The 14,551-nt window shown below is 63.9% G+C and carries 18 protein-coding genes; 6 read left to right on the forward strand and 12 right to left on the reverse strand.

Annotated features, from left to right (window positions below; all coding sequences use genetic code 11):
- Positions 1-130: 130 nt before the first annotated feature.
- Positions 131-409 carry a flagellar protein FliT gene (locus KW842_RS10035; protein WP_218303949.1) on the forward strand — a complete coding sequence of 93 codons (279 nt, stop codon included), beginning with the start codon at positions 131-133 and terminating at the stop codon, positions 407-409.
- A gap of 44 nt (positions 410-453) precedes the next feature.
- Here KW842_RS10035 and KW842_RS10040 read toward each other — a convergent pair whose 3' ends face one another.
- Positions 454-1,671 carry an aminotransferase class I/II-fold pyridoxal phosphate-dependent enzyme gene (locus KW842_RS10040; RefSeq protein WP_218303950.1) on the reverse strand — a complete coding sequence of 406 codons (1,218 nt, stop codon included), beginning with the start codon at positions 1,669-1,671 and terminating at the stop codon, positions 454-456.
- Positions 1,672-1,813: 142 nt separating this feature from the next.
- Complete coding sequence (locus tag KW842_RS10045) at positions 1,814-3,364, reverse strand: FimV family protein (protein ID WP_218303951.1); 1,551 nt, start codon at positions 3,362-3,364, stop codon at positions 1,814-1,816.
- A gap of 139 nt (positions 3,365-3,503) precedes the next feature.
- Here KW842_RS10045 and fumC point away from each other — a divergent pair, with 139 nt between their 5' ends.
- On the forward strand, positions 3,504-4,901 hold the full coding sequence (fumC, locus tag KW842_RS10050; protein WP_218303952.1) for a class II fumarate hydratase: 1,398 nt from the start codon (positions 3,504-3,506) through the stop codon (positions 4,899-4,901).
- Here fumC and KW842_RS10055 read toward each other — a convergent pair.
- Complete coding sequence (locus KW842_RS10055) at positions 4,898-5,572, reverse strand: hypothetical protein (RefSeq protein WP_218303953.1); 675 nt, start codon at positions 5,570-5,572, stop codon at positions 4,898-4,900. The two genes, fumC and KW842_RS10055, sit on opposite strands and share 4 nt — an antisense overlap.
- A gap of 171 nt (positions 5,573-5,743) precedes the next feature.
- Between KW842_RS10055 and KW842_RS10060 the strand changes: the two genes are divergently transcribed.
- Together KW842_RS10060 and KW842_RS10065 are read left to right on the forward strand one after the other, a co-directional pair.
- Entirely contained in the window at positions 5,744-5,962 is a 219-nt protein-coding gene (locus tag KW842_RS10060) for an RNA-binding S4 domain-containing protein (protein ID WP_218303954.1), read from the forward strand.
- 128 nt (positions 5,963-6,090) lie between these two features.
- The gene (locus tag KW842_RS10065) at positions 6,091-6,384 is read left to right on the forward strand and encodes a DUF883 family protein (RefSeq protein WP_218303955.1); all 294 of its coding nucleotides are present in this window, start codon (positions 6,091-6,093) and stop codon (positions 6,382-6,384) included.
- Here the strand turns inward: KW842_RS10065 and KW842_RS10070 are convergent.
- From KW842_RS10070 to KW842_RS10095, 6 genes are all read right to left on the reverse strand, one after another.
- Positions 6,358-8,130, reverse strand: coding sequence for a DUF692 family multinuclear iron-containing protein (locus KW842_RS10070; protein ID WP_218303956.1), 1,773 nt, complete (start codon positions 8,128-8,130; stop codon positions 6,358-6,360). The two genes, KW842_RS10065 and KW842_RS10070, sit on opposite strands and share 27 nt — an antisense overlap.
- A gap of 8 nt (positions 8,131-8,138) precedes the next feature.
- Entirely contained in the window at positions 8,139-8,390 is a 252-nt protein-coding gene (locus KW842_RS10075; RefSeq protein WP_218303957.1) for a DUF2282 domain-containing protein, read from the reverse strand.
- A gap of 150 nt (positions 8,391-8,540) precedes the next feature.
- Positions 8,541-8,732 (reverse strand): YjfB family protein, encoded by a 192-nt coding sequence (locus KW842_RS10080; RefSeq protein WP_218303958.1) that lies wholly within the window; start codon positions 8,730-8,732, stop codon positions 8,541-8,543.
- A 53-nt stretch (positions 8,733-8,785) separates the two neighbouring features.
- Entirely contained in the window at positions 8,786-9,304 is a 519-nt protein-coding gene (gene mobB / locus KW842_RS10085; protein ID WP_229223606.1) for a molybdopterin-guanine dinucleotide biosynthesis protein B, read from the reverse strand.
- A 55-nt stretch (positions 9,305-9,359) separates the two neighbouring features.
- Positions 9,360-9,545: a hypothetical protein gene (locus KW842_RS10090; RefSeq protein WP_218303960.1), complete on the reverse strand. Its 186-nt coding sequence runs from the start codon at positions 9,543-9,545 to the stop codon at positions 9,360-9,362.
- A 70-nt stretch (positions 9,546-9,615) separates the two neighbouring features.
- Positions 9,616-10,296: a general secretion pathway protein GspB gene (locus KW842_RS10095; RefSeq protein WP_218303961.1), complete on the reverse strand. Its 681-nt coding sequence runs from the start codon at positions 10,294-10,296 to the stop codon at positions 9,616-9,618.
- A gap of 63 nt (positions 10,297-10,359) precedes the next feature.
- On the opposite strand from KW842_RS10095, the gene KW842_RS10100 reads away from it, so the two are divergent.
- Entirely contained in the window at positions 10,360-10,707 is a 348-nt protein-coding gene (locus KW842_RS10100; RefSeq protein ID WP_218303962.1) for a GFA family protein, read from the forward strand.
- Here the strand turns inward: KW842_RS10100 and KW842_RS10105 are convergent, their stop codons facing one another.
- The 3 genes from KW842_RS10105 to KW842_RS10115 are packed head-to-tail and all read right to left on the reverse strand — an operon-like array spanning position 10,708 to position 13,062.
- The gene (locus KW842_RS10105) at positions 10,708-12,351 is read right to left on the reverse strand and encodes an AAA family ATPase (RefSeq protein WP_218303963.1); all 1,644 of its coding nucleotides are present in this window, start codon (positions 12,349-12,351) and stop codon (positions 10,708-10,710) included.
- Between the two features lie 25 nt (positions 12,352-12,376).
- Complete coding sequence (locus KW842_RS10110) at positions 12,377-12,895, reverse strand: hypothetical protein (RefSeq protein ID WP_373925162.1); 519 nt, start codon at positions 12,893-12,895, stop codon at positions 12,377-12,379.
- A complete protein-coding gene (locus KW842_RS10115) occupies positions 12,877-13,062 on the reverse strand; it encodes a hypothetical protein (RefSeq protein ID WP_218303964.1) in 186 nt (61 codons plus the stop codon). The genes KW842_RS10110 and KW842_RS10115 overlap by 19 nt, the downstream gene beginning before the upstream one ends.
- Positions 13,063-13,247: 185 nt before the next feature.
- On the opposite strand from KW842_RS10115, the gene KW842_RS10120 reads away from it, so the two are divergent.
- Positions 13,248-14,414, forward strand: coding sequence for a GIN domain-containing protein (locus KW842_RS10120; RefSeq protein ID WP_229223607.1), 1,167 nt, complete (start codon positions 13,248-13,250; stop codon positions 14,412-14,414).
- The last annotated feature ends 137 nt before the right edge of the window (positions 14,415-14,551 follow it).

Genomic DNA, 14,551 nt, shown 5'->3' on the forward strand with positions numbered 1-14,551 from the left:
CGCCTGTTTTTACGCAGGCGGATTTTTTTCGATTTTTTTTCGATTTTTTTCAAAAAAACCCTAAAGTTCCCGCTCAAGGCGACGTTAATCAGGACATGCGGTACTCCGCTTAACTTAGCCAGGTGGAATTATGACCTCTTCCGAAGTCCTCTCGATGTACGAAAACATTGCCGGTTTGACCAATCAAATGGCTGCCGCTGCACGCATGGGAGATCTGAACCGCCTGGACCAGCTGGAAGGCCAATGCGCTACTGAAGCACGCGCCGTCAACACCGGCGTACCTGCCCTGAACGGCGGCCAGCGTCTGCGCAAAATCGACCTGCTGAAACAAATCCTGGCAAATGACCGCGAAATCCGCGACCTGACCGATCCGTGGATGAAGCAAATCCCAGGCATGGCGCACCAGTAAGCGCCACCGCCCAAAAAAAAAGCGCCTCCGTAGAGGCGCTTTTTTTATCCCTGCAACGCGACCCGCAGCGACAGCGCAATCCCCTGCGCCGCCTTATTAATCTCTTCCAGCGACGGGAAGCTCGGTGCGATACGGATATGGCGGTCTTTCGGGTCCAGGCCATATGGGAAGGCCGCACCGGCCGGCGTCAGCGTGATACCGGCCTCCTTCGCCAGCGCTACCGTACGCTTGGCTGCGCCATCCGGCGTCACCAGATCAATGAAGTAACCGCCTTCCGGACGCGTCCACGATATACCCGGCACATCCCCCAGCAGCGCCTGGAACTGCGCCAGCACCGCATCAAACTTCGGCTTCAGCAACAGGCGATGCTGCTCCATCAGCGCCTCCACCGTCGGCAAATCCTTCAGGAAAGCCACATGGCGCAACTGATTAATCTTATCCGGGCCGATGCTGCGGAAACCGGCATGCTTGGTCCACCAGGCGATATTCGCCGGCGACGCGGCCAATGCCGCCACACCCGAACCAGCCCAGCTAACCTTGGACGACGAAGCAAACACAATCGCGCGATCCGGATTACCCGCCTGCGCGCACGCCGCCAGAATATCCGCCACCACGCGCTTCTGCTCGCCCAGATGATGGAAGCGGTAAGCGTCGTCCCACATCAGGCGGAAGTCCGGCGCGGCCGTCTTCATCGCGGCCAGGCGCTGCACCACCTGCTCCGAGTACACCACGCCGCCCGGATTGCTGTACTTCGGCACGACCCACATGCCCTTGATGCTGGCGTCCTCGGCCACCAGCTTCTCCACCAGATCCATGTCCGGGCCATCGTCATTCATCGGCACATTGATCATCTTGATGCCGCGCGCCTCGCAGATGGCGAAGTGGCGGTCATAACCTGGTACCGGGCACAGGAAAGTCACCGGGCTCTGCACCCACGGCGCGTGGCCTGGCACGCCGTTCAGCAGGGCGTAGACGATCACATCATGCATCAGCGACAGGCTGGCACTGCTATCGACCACCACTTGCGCGGCTGGCACCTCCAGCAGCTCGGCAAACAGCGCGCGCGCTTCCGGGAGGCCGACGCTGCCGCCGTAATTGCGCGCGTCGGTGCCGTCGGCGGTCTTGTAGCTCGGCAGCGCAGCGGTCAGCGCATTGGACAGGTCCAGCTGCTCCGGGGCCGGCTTGCCGCGCGACATATCGAGCTTGAGGCCGAGTTGTTTAAAGGCTTGGTATTGGGCTTGGTAATCTGCTGCTGCGCTCATGCGGGGTCTCTCTATAGTGGGAAAATAGCGCCAAACACTATACCCCAGAACGTAGCCGCAAAGGCAGAGCTTCCAGCTATATGCTTATGCACATATCGCATGACAGCATGCGTAAAGCGCATGAGCATGCTGATGACGCCGCTTATTGCGCGGCGGTTTTCACCTCGACGAACTCCTCCGGCTCAGGCTCGGGGGCCTTTTTCTTGCGGAAGCCCTGCCAGATTTTCAGCGGTCCCTTGCCGGATTTCTTCTTGCGCCACCAGATCAATCCCGCGCCCAGCAGCGCCAGCAAGCCCACACCACCGGCGGCCAGCGGCAGCGTGTAATCCGCCTGCGGCTCGGGCGGCTTTTCCTTCTTGTACTTCAGCTTGGGCAACACGCGCACCTGCTTGGTCGCCACCGGCGGCGTCGAAGCCGCCGCGCCCGCACTGGCGCCCTCTCCGGCAGCCGCCTTGGCCGCATGCGCCTCCGGCTCGCTGCGCGCCGACAAACTGGCGCTGGCCGACGTCGCCGCGCCCGCATGGCTGGCCGCCCCGGCTGCCCCGACCTTACCGCCAGCACTGGCCACAGTGGTCACAGCGGCCGCACTACTGGCCGCATTGTTCACCGGGCTGGGCGCCGCGCCGCCCGGCGCGCTGTTTGCAGACGCCGCCTTCGAACCGGCTGCTGGCGCGCTTGTCGCAGCAGCGGCTGCCCCCGGCGCCACAGCCGTCCGCGTCGCAACCGGGGCGGACGGCTGGGCAGACGCAGCGCCCGCACCACCCAGCGCGCCTTGCAGCGCCTTCATCTTGCCCTCCAGCTCAGTCAACTTGCTGGACAGCTCCGCGTTATGCGCATCCAGCGCCAGGCACTCCTTGGCGCTCATGCCGGTCGGCGCGCAAGACGCCTGCGCTGGCCGCTTGACGCCCTTGGGCAGCGGCAGCGGCGCCAGCGGCAACAGCGCCTGCGCCACCCCCACCGGCACTGGCGCCGGATCAGCACTGGTCGGCGCCCGGGTCTGCTTGCCATCAGCGGTCACCCACACACCGGCAATCCGCCGCGCCGCTGCAGCGGCCTTCACCTCGCCCGGTGCGCCGGTTTCCGCCTCATGCATCGACGGCAACGGCGCCGGCTTGCTGCGGTCGCGTACCGGTGCCGCAGCCGCCTCGGCCTGCCGCGCAGATTCCTCAGCCGCAGCCTTGGCAGCAGCTTCTTTAGCCGCAGCCTCCTTGCTCGCCGTCTCTCTGGCCGCCGCCACGCGCGCCGCCCGCGCCTGGGCGGCAATCTGCTCCGCCTGCGCCGGCGTCATCGCGCCGGCCAGCGGCACCGCAGCTTGCGGCGGCGGCGCCGGATTCGGATCATGCTGTAGCCACACCGTGGCCAGCCGCACCTCCTGCTTGCCCGGCGCGCCCAGCTGCACATACAAATGCAGATAATCCGCCTCCACCGCACGGGTAGTCGTCACATGCAACACCGGCTTCTGGCCGCGCCGTTCGACCTGCAAGCGCGCCGACGCCAGCGCCGGATTCATCGCCACATTCGCCCCGCGATACACATTCACGTCCGCCAGCCGCACCTGCAAACCGGCCACTTCCTCCGGCGTCAGCGACAGCAAATCGATATCCACCGCCAGCGGCTGGCCGATATACGAGCGCGGCGCGACATCGCCCAGCTCGGCCGCCTGGACGGCGCCCAGCCAAGAGCAAATTAGCAAGGTCAGTAGCTTGTGCTGCATCATCATTCCAAAAAGTGTAACAGCTATAACGGCTGAATTTTCCGTTTTTGTAGCCCCCGGTTAATTTTTCCAAACTACGCTACACTCATTAATCTTAATTCCCTACCAAGGATTCACCATGAGCACCCGTAGCGAACGTGACAGTTTTGGCCCGATCGACGTGCCCGATCACCAATTGTGGGGCGCACAAACCCAGCGCTCGCTGGAGCATTTCCGCATCTCGACTGAAAAAATGCCGCTGGAACTGGTACACGCGCTGGCCAGCGTCAAGCGCGCCGCTGCCCGGGTCAACCTCGACCTGGGCCTGCTGGACGGCGCCAAAGCCATCGCCATCACCCAGGCGGCCGACGAAGTGCTGCACAACCAGCACCCGTCCGAATTCCCGCTGGCCGTGTGGCAGACCGGCTCCGGCACCCAGTCCAATATGAACATGAACGAAGTGCTGGCCAACCGCGGCTCTGAGCTGATGGGTGGCGTGCGCGGCGAAGCGCGCAAGCTGCACCCGAACGACGACGTCAACAAAGGCCAGTCGTCGAACGACATCTTTCCCACCGCCATACACGTCGCCGCCGCCCAGGCGCTGGCCGGCAACGTGCTGCCAGCGCTGAAACAGCTGCGCGACAGCCTGCAAGCCAAGGCCAGCGCCTTCGAAAACATCGTCAAAATCGGCCGCACCCACTTGCAGGACGCCACCCCGCTGACGCTGGGCCAGGAATTCTCCGGCTATGTCGCCCACCTCGACTTTGCCGAACACGCCATCCAGGCCGCCCTGCCAGGCGTGCTGCAACTGGCGGCCGGCGGCACGGCGGTCGGCACCGGCCTCAACGCCCATCCGGAATACGCGACCCGCATCGCCGCCGAACTGGAGCACGCGCTGCACCTGCCGTTCAAAACCGCCGACAACAAATTTGCCGCACTGGCCGGCCACGACGCCCTGCTGAGCGCCCACGGCGCGCTGAAAACCCTGGCCGCCGCGCTCATGAAAATCGCCAACGACGTGCGCTGGATGGCGTCCGGCCCGCGTTCCGGCCTGGGCGAAATCACCATCCCCGAAAACGAGCCGGGCAGCTCCATCATGCCGGGCAAGGTCAACCCTACCCAGTGCGAAGCGCTGACCATGCTGTCCTGCCAGGTGTTCGGCAACGATGTCGCGATCACCATGGGCGGTGCCTCCGGCAACTTCGAGCTCAACGTCTACAAGCCGATGATCGCCCACAACTTCCTGCAAAGCGCGCGCCTGCTGGCCGACGGCATGCGCAGCTTCGAGGAACATTGCGTGCATGGCATCGAGCCGAACCGCGACCGCATCGCCGAACTGATGGAGCGCTCGCTGATGCTGGTTACCGCGCTGGCGCCGCACATCGGCTACGACAAGGCCGCCTCGATCGCGAAAAAAGCCCAGCACGAAGGCTCCACCCTGAAAGAAGCGGCGCTGGCGCTGGGCTACGTCAGCGCCGAGCAGTTCGAGCAGTGGATCGTGCCGCTGGACATGACCCGTCCCGGCGCCAAAGGCTAAAAGCCGTAGGAATAGCGCACGCCCAGCAGCAGGTCCGGGCGGGCATTGGCGTCATGGCCGGGGTTGACGCGCCACATCAACGCCCCGGTCAGCCGCGCCTTGCCGCCGTCGCGGCCCACAAAGCGGGTATAAGCCAGCTCCACATCGCGCTCGGCTACACCCGCCAGCCGTTGCATGGCCGGATCGCTGACCCGCGCTGGCAGCGACAGCGTCACACTGAGCCGGTCATTGCCGGTGAACACCTGGCGCTGCGTGTAACCGATGCTGTACGCCGTGACGCGGCTCGGCACGGCGCGCGCCAGCAAACCGTCCGGACTGCCGGGCGATTCCGCCTTGCCCTGCGAGGCCATCACCATCAGCGCGCCCTGCGGCGACAGCGCATAGCCCAGCGACACCGAAGTAAACCGCATCGCCGGCCGTGCATTCAGCAACATCGACATGCTCTGCATGCCGGCGCCGCCGCCCGCCTCGCGCAGCACGCCAAACGCCAGCATGCCGCTGGCGCGCCCGACTTTCTGCTCGAACTCGGCACCGGTCAGATAGCGCTGGCCGCGCGCGTTCAGCAGCGGTCCGAGCAGATCGGGCGGGGTCAATGTGACAACATAGGGATCGGCTGCAGCGGCGGCGCCGCACAGCCCAAGCGAGAACCAGGCAAAAGCGAGCTTATTCATGATGCAACTCACTGGAAGATCGTTGCGCCTGCCTAAATATTCAGCAGTTAACTCAGCATAGCAACTTCTTTTCTACCTAGCAATGGTGGCCGATAAGGTAAACTGCGCGCCTGTCGGAATGCCGCTACACTAGCCCATGGCCGACTTCACATCACGGCAGCAGAGGATAAAATGCAAAAAGTAAGTTTTGAATTAAACGGCGAATTTGTTGAGCTGAACCAGCTGCTCAAACTGGTTGGCCTGTGCGACAGCGGCGGCGCCGGCAAGATGATCGTCGCCAGCGGCGACGTCAAGGTGGATGGCAAACAGGAACTGCGCAAGACCGCCAAAATCCGCGCCGGCCAGCAAGTCAGCGTTGGCGACGTGCGGATAACTGTGGTTGACGCGTAATTTTACTTGCATTTCGGAAATTTTCCGCTAAGCTGCTAGCAGCGCCCTGCACTTGATCTGGCGCAGATTGGCCGGCGCCGGCGGCGCTATGCTTGCTAACCAGTTCGCTTAATTGAGGGGGGGATGTCATGGATGATCAACGACCCGGCAACCCCAGCCAGGAAAGCCTGCTCGACGATTTGCGCCAGGTGATCGAAAACGCCGAAGAACTGCTGAAAAACACCGGCCAGTATCACGGCGCGCTCTATCAGGCCGCCCGCGGCAAGCTGGCCGAAGCGCTGCAAAACGCCACCCTCGAACTGGCGCGCTTTGAAGACGTGCAGATCGACCGCATGATCGAGCTGACCGCCATCGCCAACCGCCTGCACCGCGACCTGAGCGGCGAAGCCAAACTGCTACGCGCGTTCAAGCGCAGCGACTGACCCCAGCAATACGCCATGCGCCAGCCACAGTTGCAGGTTGGCCGCCACATCAAAATCATCCTTCAATGCAAATGCCGCATCCAGCGCGTCGCCGAAAGACTGGCCCTGCGCCAGCGCAGCCAGCGCCGCATGGCCAGCCGCACTGAGCGGCGCCACCAGCGGCGTCCATTGCGGCCGCGCCACCAGCGCATAGCTGGGCTGGACCAGCTCGGCCGGGAAATCCACGGCGCTGTCCGGCTGATGCGCCAGCCACAAGGCCGTCACCGCGTAAGCGGAGGTCAGCAACTGGCCTTGCAGCTGGAAAGTGGCTGCCTCGATGTGCTCGGGCGGCAGCGCTGCCAGTTGCGCCGCGTCGAGCGCCGGCGCCATCGGCGCGTAATGCGCGCGGTGCAGCGCCCATTCCAGCTCAGCCATATCGGGCAGATAAGGGAGCGCCGCCACATGCGGGAAAGTCCGCAGGAACTCGGCGAAGCGCGCGCCGAAGTGATTCAGATCGGGATTATCCGAAGGCTGCGCTCGTCCATACGCGCGCGCCAGGCCGCCAAAGAACTCCTCGCCCACCAGCGCCAGCACCACCGGATACGCGGCAGCCAGCGTCTTGCACCAGGTGGCCGTCTGATTGCCCCGATACAGCGCCAGCCGATGTTCGCTCAAAGCGGCTGGCGCATCCGGGCCCGCCTCGGCCGCAGCGCCGCCCGGCTTGCAGCGCGCCAGCGCCGGCGACGCCAGCCCCGCATCAAACAGCCCGCCGGCAAATAGCTGCTGCGTATCCGCCAGCGCTTGCCGTGCCGAAGCCTGCGCAGGCGGGAAAGGCGTGGCCGCAGTCAGGCCCAGCGCCTTGGTCGCGGCTGACGCCAGCTCCGCCCCGCCAGCTTCCGGCGCTGGCCGTGGCGTCCACGCGGACTGCGCGATGGTAGCGATGAGCGGAGCCGGTGCGCGTGCGTGCAGCTCGCGCGCCTTATCGGCCTCCGCCAGCAGCACGTCCAGCGGCGGAATATCGGTATCCCACTCGATCAGCGTCGGCGCCGCGCCAAAGCGCTGCAAGGCCGCCTCATACAAGCGCCACACCGGATCGGCCACCTGGCAGCCATGGTGGTCGATCACCGCCTGCGGCGTCACGAGATGTCCGGCCAGATGCATCTCGCCCACCATGCCCGGAGCGATCGCCGCCATGGCGGCCAGCGCATCCTCGCCATGGTTACACTGATTCACATACAGATTATTAATATCCAGCAGCAGCCCGCAGCCCGTGCGCGCCGCCAATGCTGCCAGAAACTCCGCCTCGCTCATCGCATCCGCGTGAAAGCGCAGATAGGTCGACACATTCTCCAGCAGCAGCTGCCGGCCCAGCACATCCTGCACCCGCGCTACGCGCGCCGCCATCAAATCCAGCGCTGCCGCATCCAGCACCAGCGGCAGCAAATCGTTCAACTGCCGCCCCGCCACCGCGCCCCAGCTCAGATGCTCGGACACCAGCACCGGCTCGGTACGCCGCACCAGTGCCCGCACCCGCTGCAAATGTTCCTCGGAAAAACCATGCACCGAGCCCAGCCCCAGGCCGACGCCATGCAAACTCAGCGGATAATCGCGGCGCAACTGCTCCAGCACATGCCAGTCCCAGCCGCCCGCGTCGAGATAATTCTCGCTATGCACCTCCAGCCAGCCGACGCGCGGCCGCTGCGCCAGAAACTGCCGGTAATGCGGCGCCCGCAAACCAACGCCGACACCCAGCGCCTGAGCAGGCATCGCCGGACTTATTTAGCAGGTGGCGTGGTCTTGCCGCCGGTTTTCTCGCAAGTGCCTTTGGCCACATACTTCCATTCGTCGGCGGCGTTATCGGTCTTGGACTGGCCGGCGCAGGAATGGGAGGCGGTGGCGCAATCGTTCTGGCCGGTTTTGGCCACGCCGTAGCATTTCTCTTTATCCTCGGCAGCGGCAACCGTGCCGGCCTGGGTAGCGCAGACAGTCGCCAGCGCGGCAGCGATCAAGGCTTGACGTTTATTCATGGTGATCTCCAAAAGATGATAAGCACCCGCAGCGTATCAGCAATCAAGCTGATACGCACTGCAGGATGAGCAAAAAAGGCGTGTGCGCAAGCGCGCCGCGCACCGGACGATGCGCGCAAGAAGGTCGCGGCGCGGCCGCGACAACACCGCTCAGGCGGTGGTATTGATATTGTTGCCCAGGTGCGGCGGCAGATTCGGCACCGGCGGAATCGACTCGATCAGCGCATTCGCGCTGGAGGCCTGAATGTCCTGCGCCTTTTTCAGCACAGCAATGCCTACCGCTTGCTTGGTGCCGGTGTCGGCAATCGTCGTTGCAGCCTGAGCAATACCGGTAACGTCCATGTGATCCTCCATTGATGGCTATCACCTTGTTTACGACGCCGGGCGCAGCAACTTTAGGCTTGCGCTGAAGTTTTTTTCAGATGCGTGAGCAACCAGGCAAGCACCTGTTGCGGCTGATTCAGATCCAGCCACACCAGACTGCCGCGCACCCCGTCCGGGCGTGGATGATCTGCGGCCACCGCCGCCACCCGCTCATCCTGCGGATACAGCGGCGCCCGGCCGGCTTCGACCCGGTACACTTCCAGCTTATCGATCGGATAGGTCTTGAAACCTTCCAGCAGGGTCAGGTCGGCTGGCGACATGCGTGCCAGTTGCTCGTCCAGCGTCGGCTCGGCTTCGCCGCGCAGTTCGTGGATGATGGCGTAGCGAAACGGCGAGCCCACCATCACCTCGGCCGCGCCGGCCAGGCGCAGCCGCGCGCTATCCTTGTGCTGCGGTTCGAACTGCAAATCGTGGTGGCTGTGCTTGATCACATTCACCTTCACGCCCTGCGCCGACAACTGCGCCAGCAAATATTCCAGCAGCGTTGTCTTGCCGCTGCCGGAGGTGCCGATCACTCCCAGGACTTTCATTGCCTGCCTCTCCATTACTTGATGGCAGGCATTATACGATGGCGTGGCCGCCCGCCTAACGTGCCGGATCGATGGCGACGGCGCCGCCGTCGCTGACACCAGCCAGCACGATCAGGCCCAGGCAAACCAGCAGCATGCTGAGCGCGCCCGGCTCGGCGGCCGATACCGTCTGCGCCGCGTGGGCGCGCGGCACATAGGAAGCGGCGGCGATCAGGAAAGGCAGATACTTGAGGTGTTTCATGACATTTTCCCTCTTGCTGAGTTCACAATGATAGAAAAATATCACTATTTTATGACAAGCGAATTACGCTTCAATACGGAACGCGGTAGCGGTAGCCTTTGAAATTGAAGACGGCTTCTTTCGGTTGCAGCTTCTCCAGTATCAGGCCGGGCGCGACTTCCTCGCCCTCGCGGCGCAACACCTTATCCACCAGTAACAGGCGATCAGCAGCGTTCTTGGAATAAATATAGCCGCCTACGCTGACTGGCGGAATGGAGCGCTGGATCGGTTCCGGCAGCTCACGCAAATTGACCACTGGCTCTTCCGCCGCCGCAGCTGGCTTGGCGGCCGCCACTGGCGCCGGGGCAGCCGCAACGCCCGCAGCAGACGCGGTCGCCGCAGATGCTGCCGGCGCCGGCGCGGCGGCGCGCGCCAGGTTGGCCACCGAAGGCGGCAAATCCGCCACTGGCGCAGGCAGCGGTGTCGGCGCAGCTGGCATCACGGCTGGCGCCAACGCACTCGCTTGCGCAGCCGGCGGCACGGCAGGCGCGACCGATGGCGCCGGGGTCGCTGGCTCAGCCGGCCGCCACACCAGCACCAGCAACACGCCGATCACCGCCGCCATGCCCACCACCGCCGCGATCAACGGCAAGCTGAAGCGTGCTGCTGGCGACGCTTGTTCGCCCTGCAGCGTCGGCGCATGGAGGGTGGGCGAACTGCCCAGCTGACGTTCTGCTTGCGCCTTCTTCAAGGCTTCCAAAATATAAGACATAGCTTTAAATTTATCCGATATCGCGTTATCTTACACGCCACAACAACCCGGCGGAGACAACCCATGAAATACACCGGCAGCTGCCACTGCGGCCACGTTCAATTCGAAGCGGAGGGCGAGATCGACAGCGGTCTCTCCTGCAATTGCTCCATGTGCCAGCGCAAGGGATCGCTGCTGTGGTTCATCCCGCGCAGCGCGCTACACCTGCTGACGCCGGACGACCACGCCAGCACTTACCTGTTCAACAAGCACGTCATCCAGCACCGCTTCTGCCCGCGTTGCGGCATCCATCCTTACGGCGAAGGCAAGGCGCCGAATGGCGACGCGATGGCCGCCATCAATCTGCGTTGCCTGGACGGGATAGACCTCAACGCCATCACGGTGCACCACTACGACGGCCGCACCGTCTGATCAGCGCAAGCGCGGCTCCTGCACGCCGCCCAGCTGATACAGGCGGATGAAAGTCTTCGGACCGGCGACGCCGTCGGCCTTGAGATTTTGCGCCGACTGGAACTCGGTCAGGCGCTTGCGCAAGGCCGCGTCCAGCGGCTGATTTTCCTGCGGTTTCGGCAGATCGTAGATTTGCGACAAGCGCTTGGCCAGCCAGTCGACATCCGGCCCCTGATCGCCGCTGCGCACCTCATCGCGCCAGGCGCGCGGGGCGCGCCAGAACGTGATGAACTCGCCGTCATAACGCGCCGCCAATGCCGCAGCACTCAGCGTCTGTGGCTTGGCGCCGGCGATAGCGATGGTGGCGCGGTCCTCGTCCAGCGCGGTCAGCAACACGTAGTTCGGCGCGACCGGATCGTCATGCAGCTTCAGCACTGCGGGACGATCCAGCAGGCGGATATCCTCCATGCTGCCTTTGGCCTGCAAGCAGCGCAAATTCGCGCGCGCGGCGGTCGGGCAAGGTTCGCCATCGGTCAGCGCCAAGCCCCACAGGCCGGCCAATTGGCGCAAGGCGGCAGCGCTGTCGCTGCCCGGCTGCGGGACGATGGCCGGTGTGGCTGCGAGCGCCACATGCGCTGTCCCTGTCCGCGCACCTGCACCTGCCTCCGCTCCCGTCAGAGCCGGTACCGCGCCATCCCTGCCCTGCACCGCCGGCTGCGGCGCGCGCAACGTCAACTGCCACGCCAGCGCACTCACCACCACACCGCCCAGCACACCTGCCGCCACCAGCGGCCAGCGCGCCGCACGCGCCTTTCCGCCCACGCCCGCACCGGCCACGCCATCCTGTCCAGCAAACACCTCGCTGGCGGCACGCTTCAAAATCTTGCGCGACACCTGCGGCTGATTCTCCACATACGCCCCCAGCAGCGCCCGATCGCACAGCAGATTGATGCGCCGCGGCACACCCTTGGTCAGTCCATGTACCAGCGCCATCAGCTTGCGTGGAAACGGCGCAATCGCGCCCGCCCCGGCCACCGCCAGCCGGTGCTCGATATAAATGCCAGTCTCCGCCTCCGACAGCGAACCCAGGTGATAACGCGCGATCACCCGCTGCGCCAGTTGCTCCAGCTCCGGCCGCGCCAGCATCTCGCGCAATTCCGGCTGGCCGATCAAAATAATCTGCAACAGCTTGCGCTCGCTGGTCTCCAGATTGGTCAGCAGGCGCAGCTGCTCCAGCACCTCGGCCGACAGATTCTGCGCCTCATCGATGATCAGCACATTGTTGCGGCCCTGCGCGTGGCTGGCCAGCAGATAGGCGTTGATCGCATCGACATAAGCCTTGACGCTGACCGCACCGGCGCCCTGCGGCGGCAATTCCACGCCGAACTCGTCGCAGATCGACAGCAGCAGTTCCTCGACCGACAGCTTGGGATTGAAGATATAGCCCAGCTTGCAATTCTCCGGAATCTGCTCCATGAAACAGCGGCACACGGTGGTCTTGCCGGCACCGATCTCGCCGGTCAGCAGCACGAAGCCGCCGCCGGAGCCGATGCCGTACAACAGGTGCGCCAGCGCCTCCCGGTGGCGCTCGCTCATGAACAGGTAGCGAGGATCGGGCGCGATGGAAAACGGCGATTGCTTCAGATTGAAAAATTGCGTATACATGAAAGCCCAGTGAGTGCGCGGTCGCCTATTTTAGCTGACGCACGGGCGCCGGCTGCGTTGGCGGCAGCGGCTTGAACTTGGCGCAATAAATCTTGGACTTGGTATCGAAATACACGATGCGGCTGGCCGGCTTGGCCTCGCGCACCGGATAAGGCGACGTATCGATCACCGTATAGTGGGTGCCGGCCTGGCGGATGATGGCCTTCTCCAGATCCTCGGGCTTGGCCTCGGCCACCGCGCCGACAAAGATAAAGGTACTGGTATCATCACTGACCATCACCTCTGAAATCTCGGTGCCCCACAGCGACGCGCCGGCGGTGCGGAACCAGTAGGCACCACCCTCGTGCTTGTACCAGTTGCCGAAATGCTTGACGAAATAATTGTAGAAATAAATGTTATCGGTATGGTCGCGGCACAGCAGGCCATTGCCGACGATGGTACCAAAGGTGGAGGGAACCGACTGTGCGGCCGCACAGCCACAGGCAAACGCCAGCAAGGCGCCGGAAACAAATCGCGGCGCCCGCATCACGTCTTGGACAGCCACGCCCGGTTAGCGCTGATGCGCGCCTTGGCCGTCGGTGGCAATGCTTCATAGCAACCCGGATACTGTTTCAAGGCATGTTCCTTGATTTCTTTCTGCAAGCCGTTAATCAGAAAAACGTACAGCACACCACCATCGCTGGTACTCTTGGACCCCAAGTATTTGATCATGTGCGCTCCTTGTTCAAGCTGCGCGTGCCTGTCGCGGCGGCTATGATGCATCCATTATGACATCACGGCCGCAGCGGGGCCACACAAACAGTAACGGCCGTGCGCGGCGAAAATTGAATGACGCGCGGCGCGCGTTTCAGCCCCGTTTTTCTGCAGTTGATCCCACGCTTTGGCGCGTCCGTCCCATGGGCAGCGACAGCGCCGCCGGCTTGACATATCGTCCAGTCATCGCCACTTTCGACACCAGGACCACCATGAAGCAGACGATTCAACACGCCGCGCTGGCTAGCGCCATGCTACTGGCGATGGCCGGCGCGCATGCCGCCGACAGCAAGCAAAACGCAAGCTATGGCAGCGAAACGCGCAACGTCGCCGCGTTCAGCAACATCAACCTGATCGGCCCGTTCCGGGTGATCGTCACGCCGGATGCCGGCAACGCCATCGAACTGTCAGGCCCCAGCCAGCGCCTGAGCGAGATCGAAACCTCGGTCAGCGGCGACACGCTGACGGTACGCTATCAGAGCCGGCAGAAAAAAGGCTGGACCATCAACTTCAACTGGGGCAAGGACACGCGCCAGGAACTGACCGTGCGCATCAACGCCGCCAACCTGAAAAGCCTGCGCAACGCCGGCAGCGGCGATGTCGACCTGCAGCGCTTCCAGGGCAAGCAGCTGACGCTGGTGTCGGACGGCCCTGGCGACCTGCGCGCCAGCGGCAAAGTCGAGCAACTGAGCGTGACCGCCAACGGCAGCGGCGACCTGGACCTGCGCTCGCTGCAGACAGGCGGCCTGAACCTGCAAATGAACGGACCGGGCGATGTGGACGCTGGCAACGTCACGCAAGACCTGAATCTGGTGGTCAATGGCTCGGGCGACCTCGACATCAGCAACCTGCACGCCGGCAAGGTCAGCGCCTCGCTGCACGGCCCCGGCTCGGTAGCGCTGCAAGGCACGGCCAAAGAAGTCCGCGCCGACATCAGCGGCTCCGGCGACCTGGACGCCTGCTCGCTGAGCACCGAAGCCGCCAGCGCCGTCTTGCGCGGCCCCGGCGAAGCCTGCCTGGCCGGCAACATCAAAAAACTGGACGCCGAAGTCCACGGCTCGGGCGACCTGGAGGTGCGCGGGCTGGAAGCGCAAAACGTACGCGCCCGCCTCACCGGCCCCGGCAACATGACCTTATCCGGCAACGCCGCTGTACTAAGCGCGCAAATCAGCGGCTCGGGCGACCTCAACGCGCAGCAGCTGAACACGCGCCAGAGCGACGTCACCGTACGCGGTCCCGGCAACGCCGTTGTCGCTGTCGCCGACAAAACCGACGCCAGCCGCACCCACCTGGTCAACTACCACCGCTAAAAATCCGGGGTCAGTTCTGCCAAACGTACACGAACTCGTGTACGTTTGGCAGAACTGACCCCGGATTTAAAAAGTGGCACGCAAATGCCACACCAGCCGCCTACTGGAAAAATCAGGCTTTATGCAAATAAAACAAT

Origin of the sequence: Duganella sp. sic0402 (assembly GCF_019219065.1) — a bacterium.
GTDB lineage: Bacteria > Pseudomonadota > Gammaproteobacteria > Burkholderiales > Burkholderiaceae_D > Rugamonas.